The sequence below is a fragment of the Flavivirga sp. 57AJ16 genome (genome assembly GCF_028736925.1).
Taxonomy (GTDB): Bacteria; Bacteroidota; Bacteroidia; order Flavobacteriales; family Flavobacteriaceae; genus Flavivirga.
Genome location: NZ_JAQZAT010000024.1, coordinates 1 through 21,521 on the forward strand (window position 1 = coordinate 1; position 21,521 = coordinate 21,521).

General features: G+C 34.3%; 11 protein-coding genes and 1 pseudogene. 4 read left to right on the forward strand and 8 right to left on the reverse strand.

Annotation, left to right across the window (positions count from 1 at the left end):
* From PQO00_RS18965 to PQO00_RS19000, 8 genes and pseudogenes are all read right to left on the reverse strand, one after another.
* Positions 1-263 (reverse strand): annotated as a pseudogene (locus tag PQO00_RS18965) (transposase); the annotation flags it as partial.
* Between the two features lie 594 nt (positions 264-857).
* The gene (locus PQO00_RS18970) at positions 858-3,155 is read right to left on the reverse strand and encodes a GH92 family glycosyl hydrolase (RefSeq protein ID WP_274186433.1); all 2,298 of its coding nucleotides are present in this window, start codon (positions 3,153-3,155) and stop codon (positions 858-860) included.
* 37 nt (positions 3,156-3,192) lie between these two features.
* Entirely contained in the window at positions 3,193-4,176 is a 984-nt protein-coding gene (locus tag PQO00_RS18975; protein WP_274186434.1) for a glycoside hydrolase family 43 protein, read from the reverse strand.
* Positions 4,177-4,220: 44 nt separating this feature from the next.
* Positions 4,221-6,518 carry a GH92 family glycosyl hydrolase gene (locus PQO00_RS18980; protein ID WP_274186435.1) on the reverse strand — a complete coding sequence of 766 codons (2,298 nt, stop codon included), beginning with the start codon at positions 6,516-6,518 and terminating at the stop codon, positions 4,221-4,223.
* A 19-nt stretch (positions 6,519-6,537) separates the two neighbouring features.
* Positions 6,538-8,532, reverse strand: a complete 1,995-nt coding sequence (locus PQO00_RS18985) for a sialate O-acetylesterase (RefSeq protein WP_274186436.1) — start codon at positions 8,530-8,532, stop codon at positions 6,538-6,540.
* Between the two features lie 18 nt (positions 8,533-8,550).
* On the reverse strand, positions 8,551-10,815 hold the full coding sequence (locus tag PQO00_RS18990; protein WP_274186437.1) for a GH92 family glycosyl hydrolase: 2,265 nt from the start codon (positions 10,813-10,815) through the stop codon (positions 8,551-8,553).
* 39 nt (positions 10,816-10,854) lie between these two features.
* On the reverse strand, positions 10,855-11,961 hold the full coding sequence (locus PQO00_RS18995) for an alkaline phosphatase (RefSeq protein WP_274186438.1): 1,107 nt from the start codon (positions 11,959-11,961) through the stop codon (positions 10,855-10,857).
* Positions 11,962-11,965: 4 nt separating this feature from the next.
* Entirely contained in the window at positions 11,966-14,050 is a 2,085-nt protein-coding gene (locus tag PQO00_RS19000; RefSeq protein WP_274186439.1) for a glycoside hydrolase domain-containing protein, read from the reverse strand.
* A 541-nt stretch (positions 14,051-14,591) separates the two neighbouring features.
* Here PQO00_RS19000 and PQO00_RS19005 point away from each other — a divergent pair.
* The 4 genes from PQO00_RS19005 to PQO00_RS19020 all read left to right on the forward strand — a co-directional run bounded on the left by PQO00_RS19005 (position 14,592) and on the right by PQO00_RS19020 (position 21,489).
* On the forward strand, positions 14,592-15,200 hold the full coding sequence (locus tag PQO00_RS19005; RefSeq protein ID WP_274186440.1) for an RNA polymerase sigma factor: 609 nt from the start codon (positions 14,592-14,594) through the stop codon (positions 15,198-15,200).
* A gap of 79 nt (positions 15,201-15,279) precedes the next feature.
* Positions 15,280-16,461 (forward strand): FecR family protein, encoded by a 1,182-nt coding sequence (locus PQO00_RS19010; protein ID WP_274186441.1) that lies wholly within the window; start codon positions 15,280-15,282, stop codon positions 16,459-16,461.
* Positions 16,462-16,737: 276 nt separating this feature from the next.
* Entirely contained in the window at positions 16,738-20,124 is a 3,387-nt protein-coding gene (locus PQO00_RS19015) for a TonB-dependent receptor (protein WP_274186442.1), read from the forward strand.
* Between the two features lie 12 nt (positions 20,125-20,136).
* A complete protein-coding gene (locus PQO00_RS19020) occupies positions 20,137-21,489 on the forward strand; it encodes a RagB/SusD family nutrient uptake outer membrane protein (RefSeq protein ID WP_274186443.1) in 1,353 nt (450 codons plus the stop codon).
* Positions 21,490-21,521: the final 32 nt, after the last annotated feature.

Consider the following 21,521-nt stretch of genomic DNA (forward strand, 5'->3'; position numbering starts at 1 on the left):
TTTAAAATCCCGTATCAGCCCTGATGGATCTTCATATGCCGACCTAAAGATCAAATGTATATGGCTCGGCATAAAGCAATAGGCATATAGTTCCATACCTTTCTCTTTTCTGCAATAATCTACACTTTTCGACAAAATACCAAAGTAAATTTGCCTGGTAAACAAATCTATCCAATTTACAGTGGCAAAACTTACAAAGCTTGTGCTCAACTCGATTGGGTATATAAACCTGACTTGTTATGAAACTTATAATTTCTACTCATGGTTCTAATGTACGAAAAGCTACATATTTCCAAAAAAGCTTTTATTAAATATTTTATTGCCCCTCATGGTGCTAGTATGCCCCCACAATAGTGAACGCTACCGCTAGGTTTTCCTAGTGGCGTTCTGAGTTAGCAGGCAAGAGTAAGGAAAAACAAATAAAAAAACTATTTTAAAAAAGAGCAACTTTTTTACTTATAACTATATTTTTTATTTACAAATAGTTAAATTTTATAGTTAAGATTGATACGGGTTTTTCTTATTCGTACCGCCACTAGGAAATCCTAGCGGTAGCCATTACGGTAAACTAGCACTAGCGGGCACTAAACAGGTTTTACTTCTTAACTTTTAGCCCACAAAAAAGCTACCCCATCTCTAAAGTAGCTTTTAACTTTTTATTTTCTTACTCGGTACGGCACTAAACGCAGTTTAGCGGGAGCGGGGGTTTAAAAACAGAGAACTTATCGTGGCAATCACTTTTGGTTAATGGGCAAAAATATAAGCCTCCGTTTTTAACGGAGGCTCTTTATTGGTTTGACAAAATATGGAGTTCCAATATTTAAAAATATTTTGAACCCAAGACTATAAAAGTCGATTTATTTTTCGTTAGAAAGGGAATAGGGGTAATCACTTTTATTGATACCTCTCTGCTTATTAGGAGTGTCGCTCATATCAAAATCTAAAACAGCACCTTTTACTAATTCTTTAAAGCTCAACCAGTTTTTAGAGTATTTAGTTCCATTAATTTTCATGCTTTGGATATAACGATTGTCAGCATTATTGTCTTCTGCATTGATAACTATTTTTTTACCGTTATTTAGGTGAACCGTTGTCTTTTTAAATAAAGGCGCTCCAAGCACATATTGATCTGTGGCTGGTGCTACTGGGTAGAATCCCATAGCTGAAAATACATACCAAGCCGATGTTTGTCCATTGTCTTCATCACCACAATAACCATCTGGATTAGGGTTGTACATTCTGTTCATGGTTTCACGAACCCAATATTGGGTTTTCCAAGGTTGACCTCCATAATTATATAAATAAATCATATGTTGAATAGGTTGATTGCCATGAGCATATTGCCCCATATCTGCAATTTGCATCTCACGAATCTCATGAATGACACCACCATAATATTTATCGCCAAAAATAGGAGGTAGCGAAAAGACTTTATCTAATTGAGAAACAAATACCTCTTGTCCGCCCATAAGGTCAATTAAACCTTGCATATCGTGAAAAACAGACCATGAGTAATGCCAGCTATTCCCTTCTGTAAAATCTCCGCCCCAATCGAAAGGACTAAATGGCGTTCTCCAATTACCGTTACTGTCTTTACCACGCATAAGCTTATGTTCTGAATCATATAAATTCTTATAATTTAAGCTACGCTTCTTATATAATTTAATCTCTTTTTTCGGTTTTTTTAGAGCTTTTGCTAATTGATAAATTGCAAAGTCATCATAGGCATACTCAAGGGTTCTAGCTGCGGTTTCATTAATTCCTATATCAAAAGGAACATATCCTAATTTATTGTACGAAGGGGCGCCAGCACGACCTACAGCGGTCATAGGACCTTCATTATTTGCCCCATGAGTTAACGCTTCATATAAATTTTCAATATTGTATTTGTATGATCCATCACTTTTTAAATAGGCATCGGATACAACGGATGCGGAGTTGTTACCGACCATAATATTTCTTAAACCTGGGCTGGCCCATTCCGGTAACCATCCACTTTCATCATATGCATTAGATAAGCCTTCTTGCATTTGAGCACTTAACTCTGGATACATCAAGTTTAAGAACGGGAAAAGAGAGCGAAATGTGTCCCAAAAACCAGTATCGGTAAACATATAACCACTTCTAATTTCTCCGTTATATGGGCTGTAATGAACTATTTTTCCATTAACATCATACTCGAAAAACTTTCTTGGAAATAATAATGATCTGTATAGGCAAGAATAGAACGTACTTATTTGTGCTGGAGTTGCACCTTCAATTTCAATTTTTTTCAATTCTTTATTCCATATTTCTTTGCCTTTTTCTTTCAATTGATCAAAATCGTTATCCCCAATTTCTTTAAGGTTTATTTCGGCTTGATCATGGCTTATAAATGATGAGGAAACTTTAGCATTAACTATTTGTCCTTTTTTAGTCTTAAAACCAATGACTGCACCTGCATGATTGGATTTTACTTCTAAAGCATCGGAAAGATTTCCATCATTATAAGTTTTTGAGATTTCGAAAGGGGTATCAAACTCTATGACAAAATAATTTTTGAAATTTTCAGGAACACCACCGCTGTTACGAGTTGTATAACCAATAATTTTTTGCTGTTCAGGAATTATTTTCACATAGGAACCTCGATCAAAGGCATCAATAACTATAGAAGCCTCTTCCGTTTCGGGAAACGTAAAACGGAATCTTGATGCTCTTTCGGTCGGTGTTATTTCAGTTGTTACATTATGGTCTGCTAGATAAACACTGTAATAGTAGGGCGTTGCTATTTCTGCTTTATGGGAAAACCAACTTTCTCTTTCTTCTTCCTTGAAACGCACTTTACCTGTAACAGGCATAATTGAAAATTGTCCGTAATCATTCATCCAAGGAGATGGCTGATGTGTTTGCTTAAACCCTTTTATTTTATTAGCATCATAAGTATATGCCCAGCCATGTCCCATTTTGCCTGTCTGTGGCGTCCAAAAGTTCATCCCCCAAGGAAGTGCTATTACCGGATAGGTGTTTCCTGTAGATAGGCCCGGGCTAGAATCTGTTCCCATTAGCGGATTAACCCAATCTACAGGGCTGTCGACCTTATGTATTTGTTGGGTTTGTGCTAATGATAGTTGTATGGACGATACAATTACTATTAAGTTAAAAAATGTTTTTTTCATATGGATTATTTATTGATAGTTTTACGTTTTTAATAATTTATTTTAATCTATTCGTAGCGACACCCTCATTTGTGATTTTTACAGGTAGAATATATCCGTCTTTATCAAACTTCATTTCATCAATACAGACGACTCTGGAGTTTCCATCGGTTTCGGTTAATGGTCTTCTATGGTACACTATATAATATTTATCTTGTTTTTTTGAAATTATTACAGAATGGTGACCAGCACCAGTACCAATATTTTTATCTTGTTCCAATATCTTATCTACTCTTTTAAATGGACCAAAAGGAGAATCTGCAATAGCATAGGCGACACTATAATCAGGGCCGGTCCAACCACCTTCAGACCACATGAAATAATATTTACCATCTTTTACAAACATAAAGGGACCTTCAACATAACTTTCTGGCGTTATTTCTTTGAATGTTGTTCCGTCATCAAACGGAACAAAACCAGTAAAATCTGGGTTAAGTTTAGCTATATTACAGTGTTTCCAACCACCATAAATGAGATAATATTGATTGTCTATATCTTTAAAAACAAATTGATCTATAGGTTGGGCGCCATTGTGGAATTTATCAATTAATGGTTTCCCTAAATGATCTTTAAAAGGACCTTCTGGAGTTGAAGAAATAGCAACGCCAATACCTCCTAATTCCTCATTATTTTGAATGTCGTTTGCTCCAAAAAAGAGAAAGTAATTGTCGTCTTTTTTTATTATTGAAGGCGCCCATAAGGCTTTATGAGCCCATTTTACAGCACTGGTATCTATAATTTTTTCATGTTTTTTCCAGTTTACAAGATCTTTAGAAGAAAAAGCATCTAAAAACACTTGTTTTTCGTAAGGTGCAGAAAAAGTGGGGTATACCCAATATTCGTTATCGAAAATAATGCCTTCGGGGTCTGCGTACCATCCAGAAAAAATAGGGTTTCCTGCTAACTGAGGCTTTTCTTTATTGCTCTTACAGGAGACCGTAATACTTATTCCTAACAATAATAATAATATGTTTTTTTTCATGATTTATTTTATTTGAGTAAATATACTAATATTCATAAAACGATTTAGTCTGTGATTTGTTTATTATGGGATGATAAAGAGAAAGGCTTGTCAGATTCATCCACACCCCTTAAGACATTTGGTGATTTTGCCATTTCAAAATTTAATACACCTCCAGCAACCAAATCCTGATATGTAATATAATTACGGGTATACGTTTTATTATTCAATTTAGCCGATTGGATATACACATTGGTTTTTGAATTTCCATTGGCATTGATCACAAATGTTTTCCCGTTTTCAAGGTGTATCGTCGTTTTTTCAAAAACAGGACTTCCAATAACATATTCATTGGTTCCTGGGCATACACTATATAAACCCATAGCACTTAGTACATACCATGACGATGTTTGGCCTTGATCTTCATCACCAGGGTATCCATTTTCTGTGGAATTATACAATTTTTCCATGATCTCACGGGCTTTTGCCTGCGTTTTCCATGGTTGCCCTGAATAATTATAAAGATAGGGCATATGCTGTATGGGTTGATTACCATGTGCATATTGTCCCATATTTGCCATTTCCATTTCTGTCATTTCATGTATTCTACCGCCATATGTCCCAACTACAATTTTATTTGAAATAGAAAAAACCGAATCTAGCTTTTTGTTAAAATTAGCCTCACCACCCATTAAATCAATTAAGCCTTTTGCATCATGAAAAACAGACCATAGATAGTGCCATGCATTTCCTTCGGTAAAAGGACCTCCCCATTCATAAGGATCGAAATTAGGCACCCATTGACCATTTTTTTGTTTTCCTCTCATAAAACCAATTTTAGGGTCGAATACATTTTTATAATTATACATTTGTTTAGAGAAAATGTCTTGATAGTATGTGTTGTTGGTCATTTTTGCTAAAGCGTAACCACAAAAATCATCATAAGCATATTCTAGGGTTTTAGCGGTTGCTTCCCTAACATCTGGATAAGGAACATAACCCAAAGTAAAATAATCCTTCCAATTGCCTCGTCCGTTAGCTGGCCCCCACGGCCCTTTATTTGTTGCTTCGTGAAAATAAGCCTCTAATGCTTTTTGGGGATCAAATGTTTTTAAGCCTTTCGCCCAGGCATCTGCTAACAGGGATATAGCATGATTACCGATCATACTGCCAGCCTCACTGGGGAACGACCATGAAGGTAACCATCCACATTGATCGTAAGCATCTAATAATGCAGCCACATAACGACCGTGCATTTCAGGTTCCATTAATGCATTTAACGGGAATTGACCTCTAAAAGTATCCCAAAAGCCAGTGTCGGTGTACATATAGCCTTTGTGAATTTTACCGTCGTATGGACTATAATAGTACGGTTCTCCTTTTTCATTCAATTCATAGAACTTACGAGAAAATAAACTGGCCCTAAAAAAGCAGGAATAAAAGGTTTTAAATTGTTCTTGGGTTCCTCCTTCTACAACTATTTTATTAAGTTGTTGATTCCATACATTCTTGGCTATTGCTTTTGTTGTTTCTAACTTTTTATGATTTCCTAACTCTGATTTTAGGTTTAGTTCTGCTTGCTCAATACTAATATATGAAGAGGCAATTTTTGCTTGAACTCGTTGCTCTGGATTAAATTTTAAATAGGCTCCAATACCTTTTCCTTCGTCAGAAACTTTAGCTTCCCATTTTTTATTGGACTCATTATTCCAAATGCCGTGCGTTGTAAAGGCTTTATCGAATTGAATTACGAAATAGTTTTTAAAGCCATTTATCCTATCCATACCTCTACCATTTCTAACATAGCCAGTAATTTTTCTGTTTTTTACATCAATGGTTATTGAGCTCGTTCCCGTGTATCCATCTATAACTAACCAGGCATTTTTTTTCTTTGGAAAGGTAAAACGTATATGCGCGCCGCGTTCTGTCGGAGCTATTTCGGTATTTGTACCATTTTCTAATGTTACTTGATAGTAGTATGGTTTTGCTGTTTCATTGTCATGACTGAAACCTGAAGCTCTTTCTTGATCATTCAATTTAAGTGCTCCAGTGACAGGCATTAATGAAAAAACGGCATAATCATTACTCCAAGAACTGCATTGATGTGCTTGTTGAAAGCCTTTTATTTTGTCTTTGAAGTATTGATATTTCCATCCATCACCGTTATTTCCAGTTTGTGGGGTCCAGGTATTCATCCCAAAAGGTAAAGCAGTAGTGGGGTAGGTGTTGCCCCTCGTTAATTCGTGTTTGGAGTTTGTGCCTTGTAATGTATTGACATAATCTGCCAAGTTTTTGATTTTTTGTTGTGCGATCAAAGAAACTCCAGAAAAGAGTAAAATGGGAAATAAAATTTTAAATTTCATGTTATAAATTAATTTGCTGTTATTCAGATGTAAAGGTGGAAGCAGGTAAACCTTCTTTGTTAAATAGGGATGCTGTACTCTTGTCACTCCAAGCATATCTTACATAAACCGGGGTTGAAATGTTAGCGTTATCAACGATCACTTTTTCAGCCACAATTTTGGCGTTGGCAGGTTTATAGTTTTTATCTGCTCCGGCAATTTCAAAATTTATCAAGCCGTTTTCACCAGCCATTAATCCGCTTCCAATATTATCAAAAGAAATGATTAGCCTATTTTCTTCTACGTCTACATTTTTAAATAATGGCCCGGATGCCACTAAATTTTTCTCATACTCATTACTAAGTGCCAAATTAGCCAAACGGTTTCCTACAGTTTCTTTTTCTGAAGGATGTATTTTAAACTCGTCTCCTATATCTAAAGTAACTACCATTCCTGTCTTTTCCGTTTCCAAAGCTAGTCGTTGTACATTTCGTAATTGTTGTGATTTATTTTTTTCGTTACCACCATAGGTAAAAGGTGCAATTTGAACAAAATAGAAAGGAAAATCAGATTTCCATTGTTTACGCCAATCTTTGATCATTAAAGGAAATAAATTTTTGTATTGTTCTGCTCTCCCCACATTAGATTCCCCTTGATACCAAATGGCTCCCTTTATGTTGTAAGGCACTAGTGGATGTATCATGGCATTATAAAGTACATTGGGGCTTTGGGAATTTAGGTTTCTTAAATTTGGACGTCCAGACATCTCTGTATTTTCATCATAAGTAATAAATTGACCATTAAAAATATCGGCTATCAACTTTTTTTTCCACTGTCCTTCTAATGCAATGCCCCATGATTTTGTTTTGGATTTTAATTGGATTGGACCTATTATTTCCCCTGGTCCACCTGTATCTATCGCTCTAATGGCAATAGTATTTTTACCTTCTTTTAAGATTGCCTTTGAAACAGCAAATTCTCTTAAAGTATGGTGATATCCTACGCCTACTAATCCACCAACATATTTTCCGTTAATATATGTTGCATCCATATCGTCCACCCCTCCAATTATTAAGGTATTATCATCTGGGATATCATTTAAGTTGTCTATAACAAATGTTTTTCGCAACCAAACAGCTCCATCAAATTCCTTGTTATTAATTAAATCGAAACGACTAGGTATTGTCATTGTATGGCTCCAGTTAGAATCGTCATAATCAAAATTTGCTAAGGATTCATCATTAAAGCTTAAGCTTTTCCATTCTGCTTCGGTTTGTGGTATGGATTGCTTTTTAAAATCTTTAAACCATGCTTTGGTTTTTGATTCGATGCCTGACATTTCATCCATGATAGTATTAAAATCACCCAATTCCCTTAATCCATTTTTACTTGTCCATGCCTCTGCGGGAGTGCCATTTACTGCCGATTGGATAATGCCTATAGGGACATTTAATGCTTCTTGGAGTTTCTTTGCAAAGAAATAAGCCGTTGCACTAAAATCTTCTGCTGTTGTTGGCGATGATACTAGCCATTTTCCAACAATTGAATCTTGCGGAGTCGTTGATAGTCCATAAGGAACTTTAAAAAATCGTATGTTAGGGTTTTTGGCTTTAGCAATCACATTTTCAGAATTATTAACGCTTTCGTTAGGCCAGCCTTTTAGTGGCATATACATATTTGATTGTCCTGAAGCCAGCCAAACTTCGCCTATCGCAACATCCTGAATTTCAATCTCACCATCAGAAGATTGTATTTTTATACTGTGAGGACCTCCAGCTTTGGGCGTTTGTAACTTTGTGTGCCATTTTCCCAGTGAATCTGCTTTTGTTTCTTGGGTTGCGCCCCAACTCGCCGATATCGTAATTTTTTTATTTGTAGTGTACTCGCCCCAAACGGAAACCAAATCTTGTTGTTGCAAAACCATGTGATCTGTAAACAATGAAGATACGGTAAGCTTTTTTACAACCGTTTTGCCATCTTGATTTTTGCAAGCGCATATGGCACCTAAAAAAAGCAGAATCATTAATTTTTTCATTTTGAAAGTTTTTCGTTTTTAATTTTTATAAATAAAAGAAGGTGGCACATCTTCTTTAGAGCTCCCCCAATTTTTATTGGCTTTATTATCCATTATTAATTCAAGTGTCCCACCTCCCATGATATCATTATGTGTGAACCATGGCTTGCTCCATGTTTTTCCATTTAGTTTTGCTGACTGAATATATTTGTTTTCTTTGGATACATTTTTTGCGACTATGGTAAACTGCTTGCCATTTTCTAAATGAATTGTGGATTTTTCAAAAACAGGACTTCCAATAGTATACATTGGCAATCCAGGAGTTACTGGATAAAACCCTAATTTGGAGAATACCACAAAAGAAGACATGCCACCGCCATCTTCATCACCCGGCATACCCATTAAATCATTTCTAAACCAGTCTTTTAACAGTTTTCTAATTCGCTTTTGGGTTTTCCAGGGCTGCCCCGCATAATTATATAAATATGGGATGTGTAATGAAGGCTCATTAGCCATGGTAAATTGGCCAACGTTACCTGTTTGATCTGGTAGTTGTGTATAAAACTCGCGTTTACCTCTCCCCATAGGTGTTGAAAATAAATCATTAAGATTTTGAATGAAATTTTGTTCTCCTCCCATGAGTTTTATTAAATCTGCTATATTGTGTTGTATATCCCAACGGTATGTCCATCCATTATTTTCACCATAAGAATTACGAGCTCCAATACCTCCAGAAAAGCGATAATCAAAAGGTTCTATAAAAATACCTTCCTTATCCTTAGGATGGAAGAAATGGGTTTTTGGATTGAATAGATTACGGTAATTGAAAGATTTTTCCCTGAAATAATTTTGTTCATCTTTTTTTCCTAGTTCTGTAGCTATTTCCGATAGACACCACTCATCATATGAGGTGCCTAATGTTACAGCGACGGGTTGGCGCTTTTCAAACGAAGAAACTTCAGGTATTGTTTCTTTTTCTCCCTCTTTTAATGCAGGAATGTAACCGTTATCTTTATAAAATTGGTCTAATTCGCCAGCAGGTTTTCCCGACCAGGGAGCTAAAGTTTTTTGTGTAATGGCATTTTTTGAAGCTAGAAAGGCATTGTTTAAGTTAAAGTTTTTTAGTCCTTTTCGATAGGCATCAATAAAAGATGCTACTGCATGGTTTGAATTCATTCTTCTACTGTCTCCTGTAATTTCAGGAAAAGTAGGCATCCAATAATTATCCATTTGTTCAGCCATTAATAAAAAGGCATGCAAAATATCTTCTTCTTTATCTGGGTCTGTTAAAATACGTAGCGGGTGGTGTGCGCGATAGGAATCCCAAATCCAATCATCAGTATAAAAATCACGGCCTTTGTCATCATGAACCTTGCCATCAAAAGCACTAAAATACCTGCCATCTTCAGAAATACAAACGGGTCTTTCGTAACAACGATACAATGACGTATAAAATACTATTTTATCATCGTTACTACCGCCTTCAATAGTGAATTTCCCTAAGGCTTCATTCCAAATTTTTCTTCCTTCCTTTTGTAAATCCGCTATTGTTTTATTTTGGATTTCACGATCCATATTTCGTTTGGCTTGTTCCACATCAATAAAAGAAATGCCATAATTAACAGGAATGTTTTGGTTCCCCTTTTCATATTTTAAAATTAAAGAAGCATTATTTCCTCGAGCAACAGTATTTTCTGTTAATCCGTTATTTGTATATGTTAGAACGGATTTAGGCTTTACTTGAGGTTCTAAATAGAGATATACTTTAGTATTGTTTGCTAGGTTTTGAAAGCCAGAAATGGCTTTTCCGTCCCAGAACATGTCCCCATTATGGGAATTTAAGACAAGATAGGATTCTTTATCGTTTTCAAATTGTATTTCGTAACGAGCCGATTGATGCGATATACCATAGTTTATTGAAATCTGTTGTTCATCTAGATAAACGAAATATGAATAGGGCGTAGATTTCTCTAAATCATAACTATAATCTATAATTGGTTTTAGGTTGCTTTCAGAACCTTGATAAGGGCTTAAATTAAAGGCGGAATTTCCTCGGTGACTGGTAACAACAAGAGGTAATCCGTGTAATAAGTCCCCTGTGTAATCACCACGTTCAGGGTACACCCTTAGCATACTATTTGGTAAATGTATGGTTGGGAAAGTGGGGACTAGAAGGTGGCTTATATTCCCCATATGCGTGTTTACATAATCTACCGGTTGGGAGGTTTGTGAAAAGGCCAGATTGTTTGGCATTAACAAAACAATCATTAAAGTTGCTTTAAATATACTTTTAATGGTATTCATTTTTATTTATTAGTTATGACTAAAATTTCACAAAAAAGTTTATTTATCCCAATTTGTAACATTAAGTATTTTTTCAAAGATTTCGTTATTCTCATAGACCCCGATAAACTTTTCTGATCCTGGGCCATAAGCAAAAACGGGTATTAAAGTAGCCGAGTGTCCCCCTGTAGAAAAAGTGGGGCCTATTTCACTGTAATCACTATATTCACTGCCGTCTTCTCTTTTCTTTTTCTTTGCAGCCAACGTAAATCCTCCTGTTTCATGGTCAGAAGTTACAACTACCAATGTGTTGCCGTCTTTTTCGGCAAAGTCTAGAACTTTACCAATAACATTATCAAAATCAATTAATTCAGATATTAAATAGGGGGCATCATTATTGTGTCCTCCCCAATCGATTTGAGAGCCTTCACTCATTAAGAAAAATCCTGAGTTATCTTTGTTTAGAAACTCAATACCTAGTTCTGTTGCTTTGGAAAGAAAATCCCCTCTTCCATCTTCTATCTTGGGCATTTCTTTTTCTGCTAATAAGAATGCTACTTTTTGTGTAGATTCAATTTTTGAAAAATCACTTAAGGTATCTGTGTTGATTGTAAACTGATTATTTTTTAATGTATTTAATAAATTTTGACCATCTTTACGTTGGGTAAAATAGTTTAAACCACCACCCGCAAAAAAGTCTATTTCTGATTTTGTTAAGTGCAAGGCTATGTCTTCTTCTTGGCCTCTGTTAAATACATGAGCATAAAAACTAGCAGGTGTTGCATGGGTGATAGCACTTGTAGCAATGACCCCTGTTTTAATATTTTTAGCAGATACGATTTCAACTATATTTTTTACGTTTTTTTTATTGGCATCCACACCAATTGCGCCATTGTAAGTTTTAACTCCACAAGCAAAAGCTGTGGCTCCAGCAGCCGAATCTGTTACATCTTGTTCTGATGACGACGTATTTATTAAGCCGATGTTTTGAAAACGCGTATAGTTTGGTATGGACTCTTTATAATAAAAAGCAGAAGATATTTGAGATAATCCAGTGCCATCACTTATTAACAGAATAACATTTTTTGGAGCTTTCAGCTCAGCTGTTGATTTACATGAGATGAATCCAAGTATAATAAAAAACGTAATGATTATTTTAAAATTCATAATTTTATTTGGATGTTTGTGCTTTTGTGACAAATGTGTTTGTTGTCCCCCAGTTTTTATTAGGCACATTAGATGTTTCAATAACTAATTTACCTCCTTTTATAATATCTTCATGATGTAACCAATTCTGATTAAGGGCTTTTCCATTTAAAGTGGCAGATTTTATATAAAAATGGTCTTTATGATAGTTTTTAACTTCAATTTCAAATTTTTTACCATTGGAATAATTGATACTTACTTTTTCAAAAATTGGTGCCGTTAGGTAGTAAACAGGCGTTCCAATATTTACTGCAGATAATCCCATACTACGCATAACAAACCATGACGACATGGTTCCTGCGTCATCATCCATGGTTTTAAGAAACGCTTTAGGCAAGTTTTTGTAGATACGCCCTACATAAGGGTCTTTACCTTTACCATTGCCATAATGGTATTTTTGTACAATGGAATCTAACAATAGATTTCGAAATAGTTTTTGCGATTTCCATGGCTGTTTTGTGGCATTATAAAGGCCTGGTACTTGTAAATCTGGTTGATTTGAGGGGTTGTAGTTATTTTCAGCAAAAAATTGATCTAATTGTTTTATAAATTGTTTTTCACTACCAATTAAATTTTTAAGACCTACTATGTCAAAAGGAACAAACCAACGGTATTGCCAAATAGTTCCTTGATATAAACCTCTAGCTTGCATTTCATCAACATCATTTCTGGTAAGGTCTGCAAAATCTTTTTCCCAGTATTTTTTATATTCTAAAGATTTAGTATGATAGGTTTTTGCGAGTTCATCATCTTTTAAAATTTTCATTATTTTAGACGCTGCCCAAAAATCATAAGAAGATTCCAAGGCTTTATCTGGTGAGCCAAAACTTAATTTATTTACTTCAGCAATGATTGAATCTTTAATAGAAAGAAAGTCTATGGGATAATTTTTTTCATAAGCATCCAATAAAACCACCATAGCATGTTCTGTACGAACCGTTGGGGAAGGTTCATGTTTTGTTGCCCAATCTTCTTTCCCATATTTATAGAGATTAGCAATAGATTTTGAAATGTCTGCGTATTTATCTGGATAAATTAAAGACAACATAGGTAGTTGTTCCCTGTAATTATCCCAAATGGCCCAACCATTGTATACCATAAAATCAGCTTTTTGAATGGTTCCATTTGTAGCAGCATATGTGCCATCTTTTTCACTAATCTTGTAAGGAGATTGTAAGCCTCTATATAGAAGTGAATAAAATAAATCTTCTCGATCTACTTCTCCTTGTACTTTTATATGTGATAGTAATGAATTCCATTCGTTATTTGAAGATTTTTTTACAGTTTCTAAATTGGTTTTACCAAGTTTGTTTTTTGCGTATTCAATACTTACAGAAGAAAAACCAATTTGTACCGTTGCTTTTTGTGTATTTTGATTTATTGGGACATAATATTTGTGATCACTTAATTTTTCAAATTTGTTTATATTAGAAATTTCTATAGCATAGTAAATTCTATATACGCCTCTATGGCAAGTGGTATACGTATCAATTGAACCTGAAATGACATTATTATTAATTGTATGTTCTTCAGAAATAAATCGATTAGAAAGCGCAAAAGAAAGGTCGATAAACAATCCATTCTCATCACTATCATTAGGATAAGTGTATTGTTCTAATCCAAAATTATGATTTACACTCATGGATGCATTTATGCCATTTTTGAAGGAAACCTCATAATAACCAGGGCTAGCATGTTGCTCTTTTTTCAGTAATTTGGTATCAATATCTTTATTTAATACAGGTTTTATTAAAATATTTCCTCCACTGCCGGTACAACCTACACCTTCTAAATGGGTATGCGTAAACCCTTCATATCTTTCTGCATAATATTCATAGCCAGTATGTATGTGTGGATTTGTTTGTGGACCTATGCTTAGCATGTTAAAAGGAGAAGAGGCAGATGGAGACATTTGCCCATGATCACCTGAACTGCCCAAAAAAACATTTACTTTTTCTGTAGGAGATGGCGTTTTGGTTTTTATTTGATTTGTTGTGCCACAACAAACAAAAAATAGACTTAAAAGGTTAATAAATAATATTTGTTTCATCATTTTATTGGTTCTATATCAAATGGATAGTTTACACCATTATTATAATCGTAAATATTTATTTTGTAATGTACGAGATTCGCAGGTTTGTTAAGGGTTTATTTTTATTATCTAACAATAAGATGATTTAAAGTTGCTAATATATAAAAATTTACTAAAACGATTTACTTATAATACTTGCCTGCTGTTTTAATCGTTAAAGTTTATGGCTTTGGGCCCTGAAATATTTGTTAAGATTGATTATTAACTGATTCTGCCAATTTAGTTAAGGTCTATGGTGTTTTTTATATGGGAATTATTTAAGTGTATTAATTTAAGTTTCCCATTTTGGTTACCCTACTATGGAATAACTGCATTTGATTATATAATGGGTTGATAGAACCTTGGAATTAGCTATATTCATTGTAAATCGGTAACGTATAGCCGCATTGATTATTAAAAGGTTTGAGCCCTTTTTTGAGTTGAAATCTAGAGCCTATACATTAACCATATATTGCGTATACGTAAATTTATTATAACTTTACACATATAATATTTTTTGGTGAATTTAAAAGTTGCACATACAAAATCAACTTCTAAACGTGATCTTGAATCGGGCAAAAAAAGTGTTAAACCTCTTTCTTACAAGGAATCACAAAGTTTTGAAGCGTTCTATGCAGAGGTGTATGAAAATATGTTTCAAAACCTTTTTGCTTATGGTATGCAAATATGTAGAAATAAGGATTTAGTAAAAGATTGTATCCAAGAGCTCTTTTCTGAACTTTGGAAAAATCAAAAAATACTCGTGAATGTTAAGTCGGTAAAACCATATCTTCTAAAATGTCTTAAACGAAAAATAAAGCGAGAATTGGGCAAAGAAAAAAAGTCATTTATACAAAGTGAATTTGAATTCGAAATTTCGCACGAACTAAAGTTGATCAACAGCCAACAACAAGCCAACAATCAACATATGCTGAGTAAAGCCATTAAGTCTTTGACTGCTCGCCAGAGAGAAGCGATTTATTTAAGGTTTTATGATAACCTTTCCTACGAAGAGACATCAGAAATTTTAAAAATCAATGCTAAAGCAACTTATAAATTGATATATAGAGCTTTGTCAGCTATAAAAGAATCTATTATTCTACTGTTGTTTTTTTCTTTTTTCACTTAAAAAGAAAAAAAGTTTCTTTTCCATGGGGTAAAAATTAAAAATATTGCCTGTAGTATATAAACAGTTATTGTTTATAGTTATGTCAGTTAAAAATTATTTAGACTTTACTCCCGAAGAGCTCGCTTCGGATACTTACTTTCAAAATTGGGTATTACAAGATGACCAAATGACCAATTTATTTTGGGAAAAGTGGCTTAGTGATAATCCCGAAAAACAAGCTGACGTTGATTTAGCTAGGAAATTGATTCGTCAATTCACCTTTAAGGATTATCAAGCCTCAGAAGAAGATTTTAATGAAGTATGGAAAAATCTAAAAGAGAATCAACCAAGGAAGCCTACGTTTATCAAGCCATCTAGAAAAAGAAGGTATGCTGTAACTGCGGCAGCTTCAGTAATACTGTTAATTTCGGTTTCAGTGTTCTTTAATAAAAAAGAGCCACAATCCAGTGAACCTGTAATAGTAAATAACCATATTAAAGCAGGTACAGATAAAGCTATTTTAACCCTAGAGAACGGGGCAGATATAAGCTTGGAAAAAGGGCAAAGTTATGTTACGGGCAATATTACAAGTAATGGTGAAGAAATTGTATATGGCACCAATAGGGAAAACTCAAAAGAAATAGCATACAATTATTTAACAATTCCTACTGGAGGGCAATTTAAAATGACATTATCAGACGGGACAAAGGTTTGGCTAAATTCAGAATCCCAATTAAAATATCCGGTAACATTTGTAGATGGTGAATCCAGACAAGTCGAATTGGTATATGGTGAAGCTTATTTTGACGTGTCTCCAAGTACAGAACATAAAGGTTCAAAATTCAAAGTACTAAACCAATCTCAGGAAATTGAAGTTTTGGGTACTGAGTTTAATGTAAAAGCCTATAAAGATGAAACTAATATTTACACCACTTTGGTAGAGGGAAAAATAGCTATAAATCTAGAAAGCACTAATCAAGTATTATTTCCCAACCAACAGTCAAACGTAAATTTAAAAGATAACAATATTGAGGTTTTATCAGTTGATGTTTACAGAGAAATAGCTTGGAAAGATGGCGTATTTAGTTTTAAAAACAAATCTCTAAAAGATATTATGAAGATTTTATCTCGTTGGTATGAAATTGATGTGGTTTTTGAAAATAAGGAACTTGAAGATATTACTTTTAATGGTGCCTTAGAGAAAAAATTAAGCATTACAAATATTTTGTCAATCATTGATATTAACTACGACATACATGATAAAACAGTATTGATCAAATAATAATTTTAACTAAAACATGAAATATATGGTGTGAAATAACTAAAGAAAATGCCTATATGGCAAGACAATTTTGCTGTTAATTTATGAATATACGCTATGTTATTCACCAAATTAACATCTAAATTAAAAAGGGAAGAGGGACCGAATTCTGACATACAACCCATCACTTCCCCTTAGACGTATTAATTAATTTATTAACTAACACAGAACAAATTTATGGAAATTAAATTTACATATACTCTTTTGACTAAACGAAAAAGAGTGTTGACTTTCATTATGAGAACGTTTATATTGTTATTCTGTACATCCGTATTTAGTTTCTCATCAGGGAATCTCCTGTCGCAGAATACTAAAGTTGTCATTGGTACAGATATGACAGTGACTATAGAAGAAGTTTTCGATATCATTGACCAACAAACTGATTTTTCTTTTATTTATAGATCAGATTTATTTAAAGACCTACCAAGGGTTGAACTTAAAAAGGGGCGTTTTCGACTTAGCAGACTGTTATTAAAAAGTGTTGATAGTAAGGATTTTAATTTTATTCTAACAAAAGATAATAGAGTAATAATTAAAAAGAAAACCCCTGAAGACAAAAAACAACAGATCAAGGTTACGGGTACTGTAACCGATGAAAAAGGATTGCCACTTTCAGGTGTGACGGTATTAATTAAGGGGACAATCAAGGGTGCCGCTACAAATTTTGATGGCCATTACAGTATTACTGTGCCATTTTCGGAAAATGTCTTGGTTTTTTCTTTTTTGGGCTATGAAACAAAAGAAATCCTAGTAAAAGACCAAACTGTGATCGATGTTCGGTTAAAAGAACTAATTACAAGTCTGGATGAAACTGTTATTATTGGTTATGGAAAAGTGAAAAGGGAAAACTTAACAGGTTCAGTAGGTACTATTGATGCTAAAAATATAACCAATCAAGTACCAACCATTAATCTTGACTATGCACTACAAGGTCAAGTAGCAGGTGTTAACATTACTAGTTCCTCAGGTCAACCAGGAGGAGCTGCAAGAGTAAGAATAAGAGGGAATACATCTTTATTAGGATCCAATCAACCTTTGTATGTTATAGATGGTATTCCTCTAGCTCCCAATAGTAATATACCTAATGGTGGACCAGAAGGAAATAATTTAGGAACAGAACTTAATCAGGAAGGTTTAAGTACACCTATTGGTAATATCAACTCCGCAGATATTGAGTCTATAAGTATTTTAAAAGACGCATCAGCTGCAGCTATTTATGGTTCCAGAGCTGCAAATGGTGTTATTATTATTAATACCAAGCAAGGTGTGTATTCAAATGAGACTAAGTTTGATGCTACAGTATCTATGAGTTTTCAAAATGCGCAAACCCTAGAAGTTTTAAATGCACAACAATTTAGAGAAGTTTGGACGGCAGCTGTAGAAAATGGAACGAGAAACGATGCCTTTGCCCAAGCTGTTTTAGATGGTTCTTATTTTGGAGATGCAGATACTAAGTGGGAGGATGAAATTAGCCCAGGCTCACCAATTACAACAAACTATTATTTGAATGTGCTTGGCGGGTCGGAAAACACCAGGTATAGTACATCATTGGGTGTTAATACTCAAGATGGGGTTTATAACAAAACAGGTTTCGATCGCTATTCTTTCAACCTAAATTTGGACACTAAAATCAGTGAAAATTGGACGTTTGGCTCTAGAATAAATGTTTCATCAACCAAACAAGATGCTAAAGATGGAGGTCTTACACAGCTTACTTATAGTTTTAGACCAGATCTTCCTGTTTTTGATGAAGAAGGCAATTACTCATTTTCATCACAATATAACTCTGAAAACCCAGTAGCACGTTCTAAAGCGACCAACACTAACAAAACACTTTTGTTATTAGGTTCTATGTATACCGAATTAAAATTAGCAGAAGGATTAAACCTTAACACACTTTTTTCTCTTAACTATAATGCAGGTAACCAACAAAGTTTTTACCCACTTTTTACATTTGTAGGAGGTTGGAGTAGATTACAAGGTAATGGTGATGGTTATGCGCAAGAAAGTAGAAGTCGCAGTACTAATACTTTACTACAAGGTACACTAACTTATGATAAGTTAATTGAAAAGCATAATATTAATGCTGTATTAGGAGCCTCTTTTGAAAAAAATAAAAGCTCTAATGTAAAAGGATGGGGAGAAGGTTTTTTTAATGATGTATTAACGAATGTTTCAAGTGCCACTGTATTTACAGATGCATCGTCTTTTGAAACTGGTTCTGGTTTAGCGTCATATTTTGGACGTGTTAATTATGATTTTGATAATAAGTACTTATTAACGTTATCCGCAAGGGTAGATGGATCTTCAAAATTTGCTCCAGATAATCAATATGCCTTTTTCCCAGCAGCAGCAGTGGCATGGAGGATATCAAATGAAGATTTTTTGAGTGAAAGCAATTTTGTAGACGAATTGAAACTTAGGGCCAGTATGGGAACAACTGGTCAACAGGATTTTGGGGATTATGCATGGCGAACCCTTTTTGAGACTGAAGATTACGGACCAGATCCGTCTATTATTGCATCTCAGTTAGGCAATGCCAGTTTAAAATGGGAAACGACGGAGCAAGTTGATTTTGGTGTCGATTTTTCTTTTTTTAAAGGAAGGTTTCGTGGCGGTTTTGGGTATTATTTAAAAGAAACAAAAGATGCTTTGTTTACTGCTATAACCCCAGGAAGTACTGGGTTTAACAGGATAATCGCTAACATTGGAAATACCAAAAACACTGGTTTAGAGCTAGAATTAAAGGGGGATGTTATAAGATCTCAAAATTTTAGTTGGAATGTATCATTGAATGTAAGTAAAAATGATAATAAGTTAACTAAAATCTCAGATGACTTTAGGGATGATAATGGATTCTTAACAGGGTTTCCAGGAGGAGGAAGGCTTAAAGAAGGTAGTCCAATTGGGTTGATTTATGGCTATGTTTCCGAAGGACTTTTTCAAAATCAAGAAGACATAGATGTTTTGAATACAGCATCACCTACAGGAACATATCAAAATAGTCAAACAGCTCCTGGAGATATAAAGTTTAAAGATTTAACAGGTCCAGATGGTGTTCCCGATGGTGTAATTACAGCTTTAGACCAGCAAGTTATTGGAGATACACAACCAGACTTTTATGGAGGTTTTAATAATACATTTCAGTACAAAGGATTTGCTTTGTCTACATTCTTCACTTTCTCTGTAGGCAATGAGGTAGATTCATTTAGCTTAGCAAGAGATACAAACTTTGCCAGCACTTTTATTGGTGAAAACAAAGTAACAAGTGTTTTAAATGCTTGGACACCAGAAAACACCAATACTGATATACCAAGATTGGTCTATTTTGATCCAAATAATAATGATAGAATATCTTCCCACTATGTTAATAATGCTTCTTATTTAAGGTTAAAGACATTAAATTTTAGCTATACATTTTCAAAACAGTCATTAGAGCAGATTAAATTTTTTGATAACATTTCAATTTATATAACTGCCCAAAATTTATTTACAATAACAAATTACCCAGGAGCGGATCCAGAAGCTTCAAATTTGTTTGGCAATGATATTAGTGCAGGAAGGGACAACAATCGCTTTCCTATAGCAAAAGTATTCACTGCAGGTATAAGAATAGGATTTTAAAAAATTATAATTATGAAAAACACAACAATATACTTAGTTACATTACTTCTTTTGTACTCATGTGAATTAGTAGATGTATTAGAAAATGATCCGCCTAACAATTTAGTTGCTGAAAATGTAGTAAAAAATGAAACAGATGCCAGAGCTTTATTAAATGGTGTATACACGACTATTACATCCAGAGTTTCAGCATACTATTACATGTATTCTGAGTTGATACCCAGTGCTATGATAGGTTCCATGAGTGTTTCCGGCGCAGGTTCAATACATGGGCAATTTTCAAATAATGAGGTACAGTTTGATAATATTTTTGTAAGAGATTATTGGTTGATTATATATAAGGTTATGGATTTGGCAAATAATTCAATAGTTCAAACATCTCAATTATCTGATCAATTGATTTCTGATGAAGTTAGAAAAGAGCTTCTTGGCGAAGCGCACTATTTAAGGGCAATGGCAACTTTTGATGCGTTAAGGTACTTTGGACAATTTTTTGATGAAACCAGTAACTTAGGTATTATATTGCATACCGAGCCCTCAAACTTTGTTACTAGACACAAAGCCAGAAATACGGTTGCAGCATGCTATACCCAAATTTTATCGGATTTAGATAAAGCCATTGCAGATGCACCAGATTATACAGTTACATACAGGGCATCTAAAACAGCTGCTAAAGCGCTAAAATCTAAAGTGTTGCTCTATCAAGGTAAATATGCTGAGGCTGCTGCTTTAGCAGATGAAGTTATTAACGAGGGAACTACGACTCTTGAAGCTGACTTTGAAACGGCGTTTAGTAAAGGGTTAAATTCATCAGAAATGATTTTAATGACTTATCGTGATGAAAATTCAGATTCTGAGGATAACAACAGAAAACGTTTTTACACAGGTAGAACCTCAAATAGTACTTGGTTCGCTACGCTAATGGATAGTGACCCAAGAAGACCATTTACATATAGTGGTACTACGGTTTTGAAAACCAATAATGCAGCTGTTTATAGGCCAACTTATTTTTTACGTTTAGCCGAAATGTATTTAATAAAAGCTGAAGGACTGGCGTTTAGTGGAGCTACGTTACTGGAGGCAAGTGAGCCTTTAAATGTTATACGAAACAGAGCTGGTATTGGAGATTCACCTGCCCTTACCATAGACGAACTTAAAGATGATATTTTTAATGAAATTGCTAGAGAACTGGCTTTCGAAAATGGTAGTGAGTGGTTTGCAGCCATTCGCTTTGATAAAGCCATGACATTAAAACCCACAATTACAAGTTCAAACCAATACATTTTACCAATTCCAGAAGAAGAAATTAATGGAAACGGGTCACTTACTCTCGCAGATCAAAACCCAGGTTACGAAGGTATTTAAAACTATTTGAGTTAGTCAATTTTTATTCAACA

Excerpts from the sequence above, each read along its gene's own strand:
- PQO00_RS18970 (WP_274186433.1), bottom strand. The coding sequence starts at position 3,155 with ATGAAAAAAACATTTTTTAACTTAATAGTAATTGTATCGTCCATACAA.
- PQO00_RS18975 (WP_274186434.1), bottom strand. The coding sequence starts at position 4,176 with ATGAAAAAAAACATATTATTATTATTGTTAGGAATAAGTATTACGGTC.
- PQO00_RS18980 (WP_274186435.1), bottom strand. The coding sequence starts at position 6,518 with ATGAAATTTAAAATTTTATTTCCCATTTTACTCTTTTCTGGAGTTTCT.
- PQO00_RS18985 (WP_274186436.1), bottom strand. The coding sequence starts at position 8,532 with ATGAAAAAATTAATGATTCTGCTTTTTTTAGGTGCCATATGCGCTTGC.
- PQO00_RS18990 (WP_274186437.1), bottom strand. The coding sequence starts at position 10,815 with ATGAATACCATTAAAAGTATATTTAAAGCAACTTTAATGATTGTTTTG.
- PQO00_RS18995 (WP_274186438.1), bottom strand. The coding sequence starts at position 11,961 with ATGAATTTTAAAATAATCATTACGTTTTTTATTATACTTGGATTCATC.
- PQO00_RS19000 (WP_274186439.1), bottom strand. The coding sequence starts at position 14,050 with ATGAAACAAATATTATTTATTAACCTTTTAAGTCTATTTTTTGTTTGT.
- PQO00_RS19010 (WP_274186441.1), top strand. The coding sequence starts at position 15,280 with ATGTCAGTTAAAAATTATTTAGACTTTACTCCCGAAGAGCTCGCTTCG.
- PQO00_RS19015 (WP_274186442.1), top strand. The coding sequence starts at position 16,738 with ATGAGAACGTTTATATTGTTATTCTGTACATCCGTATTTAGTTTCTCA.
- PQO00_RS19020 (WP_274186443.1), top strand. The coding sequence starts at position 20,137 with ATGAAAAACACAACAATATACTTAGTTACATTACTTCTTTTGTACTCA.